The sequence below is a fragment of the Marinobacter segnicrescens genome, assembly GCF_900111555.1.
GTDB lineage: Bacteria > Pseudomonadota > Gammaproteobacteria > Pseudomonadales > Oleiphilaceae > Marinobacter > Marinobacter segnicrescens.
In genome coordinates this window covers 83,380-97,132 of the sequence record NZ_FOHZ01000011.1, presented here as the reverse complement: position 1 = coordinate 97,132, position 13,753 = coordinate 83,380, and the positions used below count along the sequence as shown (strand labels likewise).

At 60.7% G+C, this 13,753-nt stretch carries 14 protein-coding genes; 7 read left to right on the top strand and 7 right to left on the bottom strand.

The annotated features are described in order from the left end of the window. Position 1: 1 nt before the first annotated feature. The gene (gene epmA / locus BM036_RS12190) at positions 2–1,003 is read left to right on the top strand and encodes an EF-P lysine aminoacylase EpmA (protein WP_091852470.1); all 1,002 of its coding nucleotides are present in this window, start codon (positions 2–4) and stop codon (positions 1,001–1,003) included. Here epmA and asd read toward each other — a convergent pair. Next, positions 966–1,859, bottom strand: a complete 894-nt coding sequence (gene asd, locus BM036_RS12185) for an archaetidylserine decarboxylase (RefSeq protein WP_091852467.1) — start codon at positions 1,857–1,859, stop codon at positions 966–968. The genes epmA and asd overlap by 38 nt on opposite strands. 186 nt (positions 1,860–2,045) lie before the next feature. Here asd and motA point away from each other — a divergent pair, with 186 nt between their 5' ends. Both motA and motB read left to right on the top strand, forming a co-directional pair. Continuing rightward, on the top strand, positions 2,046–2,897 hold the full coding sequence (motA, locus tag BM036_RS12180; RefSeq protein WP_091852463.1) for a flagellar motor stator protein MotA: 852 nt from the start codon (positions 2,046–2,048) through the stop codon (positions 2,895–2,897). A gap of 36 nt (positions 2,898–2,933) precedes the next feature. Continuing rightward, positions 2,934–3,893, top strand: a complete 960-nt coding sequence (gene motB, locus BM036_RS12175; protein ID WP_091852460.1) for a flagellar motor protein MotB — start codon at positions 2,934–2,936, stop codon at positions 3,891–3,893. A 26-nt stretch (positions 3,894–3,919) separates the two neighbouring features. Here motB and rsgA read toward each other — a convergent pair whose 3' ends face one another. Next, complete coding sequence (gene rsgA, locus BM036_RS12170) at positions 3,920–4,972, bottom strand: small ribosomal subunit biogenesis GTPase RsgA (protein ID WP_091852457.1); 1,053 nt, start codon at positions 4,970–4,972, stop codon at positions 3,920–3,922. Positions 4,973–5,059: 87 nt separating this feature from the next. On the opposite strand from rsgA, the gene orn reads away from it, so the two are divergent. From orn to ung, 4 genes are all read left to right on the top strand, one after another. After that, complete coding sequence (gene orn, locus BM036_RS12165; protein WP_091852454.1) at positions 5,060–5,614, top strand: oligoribonuclease; 555 nt, start codon at positions 5,060–5,062, stop codon at positions 5,612–5,614. An 89-nt stretch (positions 5,615–5,703) separates the two neighbouring features. Next, positions 5,704–6,799, top strand: a protein-coding gene (gene prfB, locus BM036_RS12160) for a peptide chain release factor 2 (protein WP_143066604.1) whose coding sequence is annotated in 2 segments (ribosomal slippage) — positions 5,704–5,775 and positions 5,777–6,799 — 1,095 coding nt in all. Because the reading frame shifts where the segments join, the coding sequence is not laid out codon by codon here. 57 nt (positions 6,800–6,856) lie between these two features. Then, positions 6,857–8,395, top strand: a complete 1,539-nt coding sequence (lysS, locus tag BM036_RS12155) for a lysine--tRNA ligase (protein WP_091852448.1) — start codon at positions 6,857–6,859, stop codon at positions 8,393–8,395. Between the two features lie 4 nt (positions 8,396–8,399). Further along, positions 8,400–9,143 (top strand): uracil-DNA glycosylase, encoded by a 744-nt coding sequence (gene ung, locus BM036_RS12150; RefSeq protein WP_091852445.1) that lies wholly within the window; start codon positions 8,400–8,402, stop codon positions 9,141–9,143. Between the two features lie 135 nt (positions 9,144–9,278). On the opposite strand, the gene BM036_RS12145 is transcribed toward ung, so the two are convergent. The 5 genes from BM036_RS12145 to nadB form a co-directional block, all read right to left on the bottom strand. After that, on the bottom strand, positions 9,279–10,112 hold the full coding sequence (locus BM036_RS12145) for an HDOD domain-containing protein (protein WP_091852442.1): 834 nt from the start codon (positions 10,110–10,112) through the stop codon (positions 9,279–9,281). 81 nt (positions 10,113–10,193) lie between these two features. After that, positions 10,194–11,183, bottom strand: coding sequence for a CAF17-like 4Fe-4S cluster assembly/insertion protein YgfZ (ygfZ, locus tag BM036_RS12140; protein WP_091852439.1), 990 nt, complete (start codon positions 11,181–11,183; stop codon positions 10,194–10,196). Beyond that, on the bottom strand, positions 11,173–11,691 hold the full coding sequence (locus BM036_RS12135; RefSeq protein ID WP_091852436.1) for a hypothetical protein: 519 nt from the start codon (positions 11,689–11,691) through the stop codon (positions 11,173–11,175). Before BM036_RS12135 ends, ygfZ begins: the two co-directional genes overlap by 11 nt. Then, entirely contained in the window at positions 11,675–11,935 is a 261-nt protein-coding gene (locus BM036_RS12130) for an FAD assembly factor SdhE (RefSeq protein ID WP_091852433.1), read from the bottom strand. The genes BM036_RS12135 and BM036_RS12130 overlap by 17 nt, the downstream gene beginning before the upstream one ends. 47 nt (positions 11,936–11,982) lie before the next feature. After that, on the bottom strand, positions 11,983–13,587 hold the full coding sequence (nadB, locus tag BM036_RS12125; protein ID WP_177186054.1) for an L-aspartate oxidase: 1,605 nt from the start codon (positions 13,585–13,587) through the stop codon (positions 11,983–11,985). Between the last annotated feature and the right edge of the window lie 166 nt (positions 13,588–13,753).

Below are 13,753 nucleotides of genomic sequence, written 5' to 3'. Positions count from 1 at the left end.
CATGGGCAGGGGTCAGTCGCTGCCGGGAGCAGCGCCGTCCTGGCAGCCCACTGCCACCCGGCAGGTTCTTGAAGGCCGTGCACGCCAGCTGGACTGGGTGCGCGGCTTTTTTGCGCAGCGGGGGGTGCTGGAGGTGGAAACCCCGGTGCTGGGGCAGTGTGGTATCACCGATGTGAATATCGATTGCATTGCCGCCGCGCCACAACCGGTAGCGGGCTGGACCCATTCCACCGGCTGGCTGCAGACCTCTCCGGAATACCACATGAAGCGCCTGCTGGCGGCAGGCAGTGGCAGTATTTACCAGGTCAGCCATGTATTCCGTAACGGCGAGCGGGGGCGCCGCCATAATCCCGAATTTTCCCTGCTGGAATGGTATCGCCCTGGCTGGAATGACGAGCAGTTGATGGACGAGGTAGCGGCCCTGGTATGTGGCTGGCTGGGAGCGCCTGAGCCTGAGCGGATGTCCTATCGCCAGCTGATGAGGGCGCATGCGGGCCTGGATCCGATGACAGCGGACCTGCCTGAACTGCGCAATGCCTGTTATTCCCTGACCGGCGACGCAGCATTGGTGGATCAGCTGGATCGGGACAGCTGCCTGGACCTGGTCATGAGCTTTCGGGTTGAACCGGCCCTTGGCTTTGACCGTCCGGTCTTCGTCACCCGCTATCCCGCCAGCCAGGCGGCGCTGGCCCGCATCAGCGAAGAAGATGGCTGCCCGGTGGCCCACCGTTTTGAGCTCTATGTACAGGGCATAGAACTGTGCAATGGCTACTGGGAGTTGACGGATGCTGACGAGCAGCGGCAGCGGTTCGAGGCTGACAACGCCCGCCGCCGTGAACTGGGCAAACCGGAGATGCCGGTGGACGAACGGTTACTGGCGGCACTGGAGGCGGGGCTGCCGGAATGTGCCGGTGTCGCCCTGGGGCTTGATCGCCTGCTGATGCTCAAGTGCGGTGTGGACGATATCAGCGAGGTGCTGGCGTTTCCTGCTGAGCGTTCATGACCTTGCCGAACGACTGGCCCAGACGCACCTGATCACGGGATTGCAGGTTTTCCTGCCACCGGGTGGCTCCTTTCGGGAACACCAGGATGACGGTAGAGCCCAGGCGGAAGCGGCCCATTTCCTCGCCCCGTTCGTATCGGACACCCGGCGACTGATGGCGGTAATCGGACGTGGTTACTTCACGTTTGCCGTCGGTTGGTGCCACGACACCGCCCCAGCGGGTTTCCACGCTGCCGACGATCATCGCACCGACCAGTACCATGGCCATGGGGCCTGCGTCAGTGTCGAAGATGGCGACTACTCGCTCGTTGCGGGCAAACAGCCGCGGCACAGCTTCGGCGGTGACCGGATTGACCGAGAACAGCCGGCCCGGCACATAGGCCATCTCCTGCAGTTTTCCTGCCAGGGGCATATGAATGCGGTGATAGTCGTGGGGGGCGAGGTAGATGGTGGCAAACTCGCCGCCTTCAAATGGCTTTGCCCTTTCTGCATCGCCGCCGAGTAATTCGGTGAGGCTGAACGACTGACCCTTGGCCTGGAACACGCGGTCATCACTGACCTGGCCGAGCTGGCTGATGGTGCCATCCACGGGGCTGACCAAGGTCTCACTGCCCCCGGCAAGCGGGCGCAGGCCGGGCTTGAGCTCCCGGGTAAAAAATGCGTTGAAGGTGCCATAGCTGGCCGGGTTTTCATCAGCGGCTTCGTTCATGTTTACGCCATAGCGGCCGATAAACCAGCGTATAACGGCTGTCAACACGGGCGCCGGTGGCCGGCTGTCGGCCAGTTTTCCGGCAAGGCGGGAAATCAGGATTTGCGGCAGAACGTATTGTGCCAGGACAAAAAGCCGGTCAAGCATAGGTCAGGGGCCTTCGAACAAACGAGGCGTGAGTTTACCAAAATCCGGCTTATTGGTAGAAATCATTTATTGGTTTTCCGTTTACAAAATGTCATTGCTATCATGGCTGGCTAACGAATAACCTGCCAGTCTGCTCCCCGGCAGCGTTGAACAGTTCACAAATAACAGGCAGATGGTCAGGAACCCATGGGTCTAATAATCGGTAGTGTCATAGTTCTGGTCTGTGTGCTGGCAGGCTACGTGCTTCACGGCGGCAACCTGATGGTGTTGTGGCAACCAACAGAGGTGCTGATCATTGGCGGTGCGGCCATCGGTTCCTTCATCATTGCCAACCCGTTCCATACCATCAAGGAGGTCTTTGCCGGGGTCATGCGGCTGATTACCGGCTCCCCCTACAACAAGGCCTTCTACATGGACCTGCTGAGCCTGTTGTACGACATCTTCGACAAGTCCCGCAAGCAGGGCGTCATGGCGATCGAGGAAGACATTGATAACCCGGAACAGAGCCAGATCTTCAGCCGCTACCCGGCAGTGATGAAGTCAAAGCACCTGACCGCCTTTGTGACCGACTATCTGCGCATCATCAGCTCCGGCAACATGGCGCCCCATGAGCTCGAGGGCCTGATGGACCAGGAGCTGGATACCCGGCAGCACGAACTGGAAGAGCCGGCCCATGCCGTCAACAAGATCGCCGACGCCCTGCCGGGCCTGGGGATCGTGGCAGCGGTGCTGGGTATCGTTATTACCATGAATTTCATGAGTGAAGGCCCTGAAAAAATCGGCCTGAGTGTGGCCGCCGCCCTGGTGGGCACCTTCCTCGGTATCTGGATGGGCTATGGCTTTGTGGGGCCGACCTCCATCGCCCTGGAACACCACGCCAAGTACGAACTGCGTGCCTACGAGTGCGCCAAGGCATCGATTATTGCGACAGTTTCCGGCCAGGCGCCGCAGATGGCCATCGAGTTCGGCCGCAAGGCCTTGCCCAGCGACAAGCGGCCCAGCTTCCAGGAACTCAATGACCATGTCCGTTCCAAGTAATGTCCGGCAGAAAGCCGGCCTTGCGCAGGTGTTGTAGTGGCTGACGAACCGATTATTGTAAAACGCGTCAAGAAAAGGGCTGCCGCCCACCACGGCGGCTCCTGGAAAGTCGCGTTTGCCGACTTCGCTACCGCCATGATGGCGTTCTTCCTGGTGCTGTGGCTCACCACCAACGCAACACCGGAGCAGAAGCTGGCGGTGGAGGGGTATTTCAAGGATCCGGTGGGATACACAGAGGGCGGTAGCCAGAACCCGGTCGACCTTGGCGGCAGTGCCGCGGTGTTGGAGGCCAGTGGCGAGGACCAGGTTGGCAGCACCATCTCGGTAGATGATCAGAGTATCGAAAGCCTTTCGGAACAGCTGGAGCAGCGCCAGATGGAAGAGCTGTTCCAGGACCTGAGGGAGCAGATCGAGAGTAGTGAAACCTTGAGCGAGTTCAGGGACCAGCTGCTGATTGACATCACCGACGAGGGCCTGCGCATCCAGATTGTCGACCGCTCCCAGCGCCCCATGTTTGACAGCGGCAGTGCCCAGCTCAAGCCCTATTCCCAGGATATTCTCTTTGAACTGGCAAAGCCCCTCGGTTCCGTGCGTAACAAGCTATCCATTACCGGGCATACGGATGCCACGCCTTTCAGCGGCCGGCCGGGTTACACGAACTGGGAGCTGTCTGCCGACCGGGCCAACGCTGCCCGCAGGGCGCTGGTGACTGGCGGAGTCCGGCCCGAGCAGATTAGCCGTGTCGTGGGGCTCAGCGATTCGGTGTTGTTCGACAAGGAAGATCCTACCGCGCCGGTTAACCGTCGCATCTCGATTATCGTGCTTAACAAGAAGGCCGTCGGTGAAATTGAAGGCCGGGCGGGGCGTACCGGTGAGCCACTTATTGATCTCACCAAGCCTTCCGAGGCTGAGGAGGAGGCTGCCCGGCAACGGCTGGAGAGCGGAGAATGGGCTCAGGAAGAAGAGCCAGTGCGCCCCAATGAGCTGAACTGGTAAGGGCGGAATCGCCCCGGTTAATTGTCTCAGCTCAGCTTCAGGCCCCTTGCCTGCTGCTCCTCCATGGCCTGCAGGATTCGCCGGAAGCTGTGCAGGCGTTCTGGCGTAATCCGGCCCTCTGCCACCGCTTCATCCAGGGCGCACCCCGGCTCTCCCTGGTGGCGACAGTCCCGGAAACGGCAATGGCCGATGACCTCGCGGATCTCACGGAAACCGAACTCGATTTCCGCCGGCGTCATGTGCCACAGGCCGAATTCACGAATGCCCGGTGAGTCGATCAGGTCACCCCCGCAATCCAGGTGGAACAGCCTTGCCGTTGTCGTGGTGTGGGTGCCCTTGCCGGTACTTTCTGACAGGGCGCCCACCTTCAACTCCCGGTCCGGCACCAGCGTCTGGATAATCGACGACTTGCCAACGCCGGACTGCCCTACGAACACACTGGTTCGGTCCTTCACCAGGCCGGTTATCACGCCGCCATGGGCATCCGGGTGATGAGCAGAGGCTTCAAGTACCTCATAGCCAAGGTGACGGTACCGGTCGAGCAAGGCATCGATGTGGTCCCGGTTCCGGTCGGTGAGCAGATCGGCCTTGTTCAGTAAAAGAACCGCGGGAATTCCGGTGTTCTCGGCCGCAACCAGGTACCGGTCAATCAGGTTGTCATGGGGTTCCGGCTCCGGCGCAATCACCAGCACAATATGGTCAATGTTCGCCGCCACAGGCTTCAGCTGACCAAAGTTGTCAGGCCGCTGCAGCAGGGAATGGCGCTCCTGCCGGGCCACGATCACCCCGGTATTGTCCGCCCCCTCGCACCAGGTGACCCGGTCGCCGGTCACCAGGCTGTCGATATTGGCCCGCACAAAGCAACGGAACAGCTTGCCCTGATGCTGCCCCTCCAGCGCCTCGACATCCAGCTGCTGGCCGTAATGGGCAATGACCAGCCCCGATTGTTCCGACCCCAGCTCACCGGACTCCCGCTGGGCCGCAATGGCCTGCTCCCGCTTGCCGGCACGGCGGGTGCGTTCTGCCTGGATCTTCTGGATACGGTGTTGCTGCTGCTTGCTGAGGCGGCGTTTCGCCATGGGAATCCTGATTGTTCTGGAAGTTGGGATGCTTCATCATATCAGACCTTGCCCAGCACACCTTCCAAACAGTGGAGATACGCCGCCATGGCCGAAGAAAACAACGACCGCCTGGTCTGGATAGACCTGGAAATGACCGGCCTGGATCCGGAAAGGGAACGGATCATCGAAATCGCCACCATCGTCACGGACTCCAACCTGAAGGTCATCGCCGAAGGCCCGGTACTGGCCGTCCATCAGAGCGATGAAGTACTCGACGCCATGGACGAATGGTGCACCCGCACCCACGGTAACAGTGGACTGACCCAGCGGGTAAAGGAAAGCCCCATCACCGAATCCGCCGCCGAGGAACAAACCCTGAACTTCCTTGCCCAGCACCTGGAGCCAGGCACCTCGCCGTTGTGCGGCAACAGCATCGGCCAGGACCGCCGCTTCCTGGTCAAATACATGCCCCGGCTGGAAGCCTTCTTCCACTACCGCAACCTCGACGTCAGCACTGTCAAGGAGCTGGCCCGCCGCTGGCGCCCGGATGTATTGGGCGGCGTCCGCAAGAAAGGCTCTCACCTGGCCCTGGACGACATCCGGGATTCCATCGCGGAATTGCAGCACTACCGGGAGACATTTTTCCGTTTGGAAAAATAGGGCTTTCCCGGCGGCTGAACTGAACAAGGAATTCCGGTAGAATTCCGCCTCTGTTTTCAGCCATCGACCAACACGAGCAAAAGGGTCCCATGGAAATCAATCCCATTGTTACGAAGATCAAGGAACTTCGTGAGCGCACTGAAGCGCTCAGGGGGTATCTTTGACTATGATCAGCGCAGTGAGCGCCTGACCGAAGTCGAACGCGAACTCGAACAACCCACCGTCTGGGACGACCCCGACCGGGCCCAGGCCCTCGGCAAGGAACGCGCCGACCTCGAACTGATCGTGCGCACCATCGACAACCTCACCAGCGGCCTCGACGACGCCGACAGCCTGCTGGAAATGGCCGCTGAGGAAGAGGACGAAGGTACCGTCGCAGACATCGAAAGCGACCTCGACAGCCTCGACAAGGAACTCGAAAAACTCGAATTCCGCCGCATGTTCTCCGGTGAAATGGACGCCAATAACGCCTACCTGGACATCCAGGCCGGCTCCGGCGGCACCGAAGCCCAGGACTGGGCCAACATGCTCCTGCGCATGTACCTGCGCTGGGCCGAGCGCCGTGGCTTCAAGGCCGAGATCGTCGAACTCCAGGAAGGGGAAGTGGCCGGCATCAAGAGTGCCACCATCCACATCCAGGGCGACTATGCCTACGGCTGGCTACGTACCGAAACCGGCGTACACCGCCTGGTGCGCAAATCCCCGTTTGATTCCGGCAACCGTCGCCACACCTCTTTCTCGTCGGTGTTCGTGTCACCGGAAGTGGACGACAGCTTTGTCATTGAAATCAATCCCGCCGACCTGCGTGTGGACGTGTACCGCGCCTCCGGCGCCGGCGGTCAGCACGTTAACCGGACCGAATCCGCGGTGCGACTGACCCACAACCCCACCGGCATTGTCGTGGCCTGCCAGGCTGGTCGCAGCCAGCACCAGAACAAGGACCAGGCCATGAAGCAGCTCAAGGCCAAGTTGTTCGAGCGGGAAATGCAGTTGCGTAACGCCGAAAAACAGAAGCAGGAAGATGCCAAGTCGGACATCGGCTGGGGCAGCCAGATCCGCTCCTACGTGCTGGACGACAGCCGCATCAAGGACCTGCGTACCAAGGTTGAAACCAGCAACACCCAGAACGTACTGGACGGTGACATCGACAAGTTCATCGAAGCCAGTCTAAAGATGGCGCTGTAAACAGCGCCTTCTGCCATCGCTCTAACCCGGAAACTCCGACCTATTCTGTGAGCCAAGATGACTGACCACAACCCGAACGCCACACACACCGAGGACAACAAGCTGATTGCCGAGCGCCGTGCCAAGCTGGCCGAGCTGCGCGAACAGGGCAATCCCTTCCCCAACGATTTTCGCCGCGACGCCACGGCTGCCGAGCTGCAGGAGAAATACGGCGACAAATCCAAGGAAGAGCTGGAGTCCATGGGCATCAAGGTGGCCATTGCTGGCCGCATGATGCTCGATCGCAAGGCGTTCAAGGTGGTCCAGGACATGACCGGCCGAATTCAGGTCTATGCGTCCAAGGACGTGCAGAAAGATACAAAGCACTGGGACCTGGGCGATATTATTGGCGTGCGAGGTACCCTGTCCAAGTCTGGTAAGGGCGACCTTTACGTCACCATGGATGAGTATGTGCTGCTCACCAAGTCCCTGCGCCCGCTGCCGGAGAAGCACAAGGGCCTGACCGACACCGAGGCCCGCTACCGTCACCGGTACGTGGACCTCATGATGAACGAGGAAAGCCGCCGGGTGTTCCACGCCCGCTCGCAGATCATCAACGTCATGCGCCAGTACTTCGCTGAGCGGGATTTCATGGAAGTGGAAACCCCCATGTTGCAGGTGATTCCCGGTGGTGCGACTGCCAAGCCCTTTGTCACCCACCACAACGCCCTGGGTATCGACATGTACCTGCGGATTGCGCCGGAGCTGTTCCTCAAGCGCCTGGTGGTGGGTGGTTTTGAGCGGGTCTTCGAGATTAACCGTAACTTCCGTAACGAGGGTCTCTCCACCCGGCATAACCCCGAGTTCACCATGGTGGAGTTCTACCAGGCCTACGCCGACTACAACGACCTGATGGATCTTACCGAGGATATGCTGCGCACCATTGCGCAGAAAGTACTGGGAACCACGACGGTCACCCATACCCGCACCCTGGGTGACGGTACCGAAGAGACCATTGAATACGACTTTGGCAAGACCTTCGAGCGCCTGACCGTGGTTGATGCGATCCTGCGCCACAACCCGGATATTACCCGGGAGCAACTGGCTGACAACATGCAGGCTCGCCAGGTTGCCCAGGACCTGGGTATCCAGGTCAAGGCTGGCTGGGGGCTGGGCAAGGTGCAGATCGAGATATTCGAGGCCACCGCCGAGCACCGGCTGATGCAGCCGACGTTCATCACCGAGTACCCGAAGGAAGTGTCACCCCTGGCTCGTTGCAAGGACAGTGACCCGTTTGTCACCGAGCGGTTCGAGTTCTTCGTTGGCGGCCGCGAGATTGCCAACGGCTTCTCCGAGCTCAACGATGCGGAAGACCAGGCCGAGCGCTTCCACGCCCAGGTCGCCGAGAAAGACGCCGGTGACGACGAGGCCATGTTCTACGACGAAGACTACGTGATGGCGCTGGAATACGGCCTGCCGCCCACGGCCGGTGAGGGCATCGGTATCGACCGGCTGGCCATGTTGCTGACAGATTCCCCGTCCATCCGTGACGTTATCCTGTTCCCGGCCATGCGCCCGGAGCACCGGCATGAGCACAAGCACGACGAGGCCGAGTAACGCCATGCATCCCGCCGAGATCCTGGCCCGGGAACTCAAACCCGGGCGCGGCTGGGACCAGTGGCTGGCCGACGAGTTCCGCCAGCCTTACATGCAGCAACTGGCGGAATTCCTGGCGGCGGAGGAAGCCGCCGGCAAGGTGCTGTTCCCGGAGCGTCGCCATTGTTTCAACGCCCTGAACAGTACCCCACTGGACCGGGTCAAGGTCGTCATCATCGGCCAGGACCCGTACCACGGCCCGGGCCAGGCCCACGGCCTCTGCTTCTCGGTGGGCGCCGGTGTCGCCGTGCCGCCATCACTGGTCAATATCTTCAAGGAAATCCGCGACGACCTGGGTATCGAACCCCCGGACCATGGCTGCCTGCAGCCCTGGGCGGAGCAGGGGGTCCTGTTGATCAATGCGGTGCTCACCGTTCAGCAGGGCAATGCCGGCGCCCATCAGGGCAAGGGCTGGGAGCACTTTACCGACAAGGTTATCGAAACCATCAATGAGCACCGGCAAGGCGTGGTGTTCCTGCTCTGGGGCAGCTATGCCCGTAAGAAAGGCCGCATCATCGACCGCAGCCGCCACCTGGTGCTGGAAGGCCCGCACCCGTCACCCCTGAGCGCCTACCGCGGCTTTTTCGGCTGCAAGCACTTTTCGAAAGCCAACCAGTGGCTGGAGCAGCATGGGCAGGAACCCATCGACTGGTCATTACCCAGCATGCAAGAACTACTTGAAAGGTACGCAAAGAGATCAGCGGGATAAAGCTCCCACCCTGGCCAGGCGGGCGTGGGGGTGGGGATGTTTTTCTGCAGGGAAAAGGTGTCTGAGCGAAGCGAGTTCTTTTCCCGAAAGAAAAATATCCCTGCCGCCGCGCCCAGGCAACGGAAGCTGAACTAACTACTTCAGTAACGCCATAGCCGCTTCCATCTGAGCGTTAAGGTCTTCCTCATCATTCAGGTTGGCATTGGGGTCCAGCCCCAGCCGGTCAAAAGCACTGATCGTGCTCCAGTCCATCTCGTTGACCGGGTGATCTGTGCCAGCAAGCAGCTGGAGATTGGCAACCATCACCAGGTCAGCGTAATCGGCGGATGCTACCTGGCGCTGGTAGTTCTGATATTCCAGCGGGACCATCTGCAGGTCTTCCGGGAAGTCCCAGCGCTTGAGAATGCTCGTGCCAATGCGCGGGTGCAGCTCGTCGATCACATTGTCCAGCATGATGCTGCTGATCTGTACGTCCTGGTCTTCCACATAACGCAGGATAGGCAGCACGCCGATCATGTGAACCAGCCCGGCCAGCGTGGCCTGGTCCGGTTTCAGGCGGGTGTATTGCTGGGCAAGTACGTGGCAGATGCCCGCCACCTCGGTGCTGGTCTGCCAGTTCGCCCGCAGGCGCTTGTCGACCATGTCGGAGGTGGCCTGGAACATCTGCTCCATTGCCAGGCCCATGGCCAGGTTGCTGGTATAGGCCATGCCCAGACGGCTGACCGCCATGTTCAGGTTCTCGATGGCGCGACTGCCCCGGAACAGCGGGCTGTTGCAAACCCGGATGAGCCGCGCGGACAGTGCAGTATCGTTGCTGATGACCCTCACCAGATCCATGATGGACGAGTCTTCGGACTCGGCAATGTCACGTACCTGGAGGGCAACCTCCGGCAGGGTGGGCAGGATCAGTTTGTCGCTTTCGATAGCCGACAGGATATCGTCGCGAATGGTGTCAACAATGTTGGACATAGTGCGTTCAGGTCCCTGATCATTCAGTTAACGTCGCAGATGGTCCCGTTATAGCAGATCCGGACGCGTTTTCCTGTCACCTTATGTATCTGACGACTCTGCCTCACGTTCCGGGACCGCGTAGGGCAGGGGCAATACTTGTAGCGGTCGTTCCGACCCGGGAAGGAACAGGTCCTTACCGGCATCAGCGTGGCGCAGTACTGCCAGGAACTGAACCGAACCATTGTCAAATGTCACTGCGCGGACTACCTCGCCGACTGATTTTTCGCCTGCCATGACGGGCGATCCCGGCGCTGGTTGCTCTCCCGACTCAACGCCAAGGCGATACAGGCTCTTCTTCAATTGTCCCAGGAAGTGCATGCGGGCAATGACTTCCTGCCCGGTATAACAACCCTTTTTGAAGTGAATGCCCTCCAGGTGCTGAAGGTTCAGCATCTGGGGAACCCAGGCTTCCTTTGTTTCAGGGGTCAGTTCGGGGACTCCGGCGGCAATCTCACTGGCGTTCCATTCCGCCAAAGAGACCTGGTGAAGCCGGCCAAGGATGTCCTGAAGGGTGCCATCCACCCCTTGCGGTAGCCAGAGCTCAAAACGGGGAGTGCCCTCGGCGGTGGCGTTGGTGCGTACGAGGTACCCACTGCCCAGTGCCAGTGAGCTGTTGATTGCCTCTGGCACGGGTGAGGCATCACCCGCGACTGTCCCGGCGGCGGCTTCGCCGATAAGGCCGAAAACCTGGCCACTATCGAGTCGTTCCATGGACGTGCCCCGGAAAAGCATCAGATACTTGTTCAGGTGGGCCGCCACGTCATCCGCCAGGCTGGCGGGCATGGTCAGCAACACGTCTTCGCCATCGCGGACCAGCCGGGTCAGCAGGTAGGCGCGGCCCTTGGGCGTGCTGGCGGCGGCCCGGGGGGAGTGTCCCGCCACCACATTGGTGAGGTTCTGGCTCAACTGGCCCTGCAGGAAGTCATTGGTACCAGGCCCGCTGACCCGGAACAGCATCTGGTTGTCCAGCCGCGCGGCGGCGGGAAGTTCCGGGTGACGACGGGCGACATTATTGGCATCAGTGGTCATGGGTCTTGCCTCCGGGCCAGATACGTTGCGTGAAATTCTTGTACCACGGGGTCTCATCAATGGGGGCGGGGTGCTCCGGCATCAACCTCAGCCACACCCGCATTCGCCGCAGGGATTCAGCCGGCACATTGCCCAGCGGCCTGGGCAACAGGATAACCGGGTAGCGGCGACCACTGCTGTGCCCCAACAGGCCAAGGACCAGGTAGCGCCCAGAAACCCGGCTGTCGCCGGATACCTTGACCTCTTCCTCATCGCCATTCGCCAGGGTTGTGAAGAGGCGTGGGCCGCGGGCAGTCAGTTGCCTGACGGCGTCCGGTTCGGTAAGTGTTCCAGCCTGGCGCCAGCGGCGCATGCCCTGAAGGGCCAGCAAGGCGACAACCGGCACCAGTAGCCAGGCTCCCCTGATGGCCATGCCCAGCCCGACGAGCACCAGCAGTATCCAAGGCGCAGCGGCAAGCAGCCCGATTACCGTGGAGGGCGCAAGGGGTAGTTCAATCCGGTTGTACACGGTCCAGGATCAGCCGGACGATGCGGCGCAGGTCGGGGTCATCCGGCTCGCTGCGCTGCATGAACCATTCAAACATGTCTGCATCCTCGCACTGGATCAGCTTGTGGTAGCGTTGCCGGTCTTCTTCCGGCAGCGACGGATAGGCTTCCTCCAGGAAGGGAATCAGCAGCACGTCCAGTTCCAGCATGCCACGACGGCTGTGCCACCAGAGGCGATTGAACTCGGCTTGGGATTTTTCGGACATCGATTCAGGGCTCGCTTGAGAGTGTGGTGCCGGTTAATGGCCGGCACTCAGGGTGATGCAATACGGTATGTGGTCGGCACCAGTACGGTATCTTCCGGGTCATTCTGCAAGCCCGGGTAGTCCAGGGTGAAGTGCAGCCCCCGGCTTTCCTTGCGTTGCAGGGCCGAGCAGATAATCAGGTCCGACACGGTGACCAGGTTGCGAAGCTCCAGCAGATCGTTGGTGACCCGGTAGTTGCTGTAGAACTCGCTGATCTCCCGGGCCAGCAGGTCGACCCGGTGCTTGGCGCGCTGTAGCCGCTTGGTGGTGCGCACAATGCCCACATAGTCCCACATGAAGTGGCGGAGTTCATCCCAGTTGTGGGAGATCACCACATCCTCGTCAGAGTCGCGAACCTGGGACTCGTCCCAGTCGGGTGCTCTCGGCGGTGCGGGGATGTCGTCCTCCCGCCGGGCGATATCCGCTGCGGCAGCCCGACCATACACCAGGCACTCCAGTAACGAGTTGCTGGCCATCCGGTTGGCGCCATGCAGGCCGGTAAAGGCCGCCTCGCCCACCGCATAGAGCTGGTTGATATCGGTGCGGGCGCGCTCGTCAGTGATGATACCGCCACAGGTATAGTGGGCCGCCGGCACCACCGGGATCGGTTCGCGGGTGATATCAATGCCGAAGCCAAGGCACTTCTCATAGATGGTGGGGAAGTGCTCGCGGATAAAGTCCGCCGGCTTGTGGCTGATATCCAGGTAAAGATGGTCCGCCCCCAGCCGTTTCATTTCATGGTCAATAGCCCGGGCGACGATGTCCCGGGGTGCCAATTCGCCCCTGCTGTCAAAGCGATCCATGAAGCGACTCCCGTCGGGCAGTTTCAGCACCCCGCCTTCGCCCCGCACCGCTTCGCTGATCAGGAACGACTTGGCATGGGGGTGGTAAAGACAGGTGGGGTGGAACTGGTTGAATTCCATGTTCGATACCCGGCAACCGGCCCGCCAGGCCATGGCAATACCATCGCCGGAAGCACCGTCCGGGTTGGTGGTATAACGGTAGGCCTTGCTGGCGCCACCGGTTGCAATTACCGTGAACCTGGCCCTGAACAACTCCACGTGGCTGGTTTCCAGGTTCAGGATGTAGGCACCCACACAGCGGTTGCCGGGCAGTGCCAGCTTGCGGTTGGTAATCAGGTCGACCGCTACCCGGTTGGACAGCAGGTCAATGTTCGCCCGACTGGCGGCTTGCTGGCTCAGGGTGGTGGAGACGGCATTACCCGTGGCATCCGCCGCATGGATAATGCGCCGGTGACTGTGGCCACCTTCCCGGGTCAGGTGCAGCTTTTCATTTTCGTCGCGGGTGAACTGCACACCGTTGTCGATCAGCCAGCGGATGCTCTCGGCCGCATTCTCCACGGTGTAACGGACGGCATCTTCATGGCAAAGGCCTCCGCCGGCACTGAGGGTATCGTTGATGTGCGCCTCGATGGAGTCGTCGCTGTCGAGCACAGCAGCGATGCCGCCCTGGGCCCATAGCGTGGCCCCACTGGTAATATCGGCCTTGCTGATCACAGCGACCCGCAAATGGGGAGGCAGGTTCAGGGCGACAGTGAGCCCGGCAGCGCCGCTGCCGATAATGAGAACGTCGTATTCGTGAGACTGTGGCATGTGATCGTTATCGCGGGCCATAATGTGCCGGGTATTGAACTAAACTTTCTGCCTGCTGTCTATTTGCCCACAAAGGAACGGACAGGTTACCCGGCGTATCGGACGCCCGGGATTTCCGTCGCCAATATGTGGAACCAGCGCCTATGATCATGAGCGAAAGACGGCA

Coding starts and splice junctions, on each gene's coding strand:
- epmA (WP_091852470.1), top strand. CDS start 2: ATGGGCAGGGGTCAGTCGCTGCCGGGAGCAGCGCCGTCCTGGCAGCCC.
- asd (WP_091852467.1), bottom strand. CDS start 1,859: ATGCTTGACCGGCTTTTTGTCCTGGCACAATACGTTCTGCCGCAAATC.
- motA (WP_091852463.1), top strand. CDS start 2,046: ATGGGTCTAATAATCGGTAGTGTCATAGTTCTGGTCTGTGTGCTGGCA.
- rsgA (WP_091852457.1), bottom strand. CDS start 4,972: ATGGCGAAACGCCGCCTCAGCAAGCAGCAGCAACACCGTATCCAGAAG.
- orn (WP_091852454.1), top strand. CDS start 5,060: ATGGCCGAAGAAAACAACGACCGCCTGGTCTGGATAGACCTGGAAATG.
- lysS (WP_091852448.1), top strand. CDS start 6,857: ATGACTGACCACAACCCGAACGCCACACACACCGAGGACAACAAGCTG.
- ung (WP_091852445.1), top strand. CDS start 8,400: ATGCATCCCGCCGAGATCCTGGCCCGGGAACTCAAACCCGGGCGCGGC.
- BM036_RS12145 (WP_091852442.1), bottom strand. CDS start 10,112: ATGTCCAACATTGTTGACACCATTCGCGACGATATCCTGTCGGCTATC.
- ygfZ (WP_091852439.1), bottom strand. CDS start 11,183: ATGACCACTGATGCCAATAATGTCGCCCGTCGTCACCCGGAACTTCCC.
- BM036_RS12130 (WP_091852433.1), bottom strand. CDS start 11,935: ATGTCCGAAAAATCCCAAGCCGAGTTCAATCGCCTCTGGTGGCACAGC.
- nadB (WP_177186054.1), bottom strand. CDS start 13,587: ATGCCACAGTCTCACGAATACGACGTTCTCATTATCGGCAGCGGCGCT.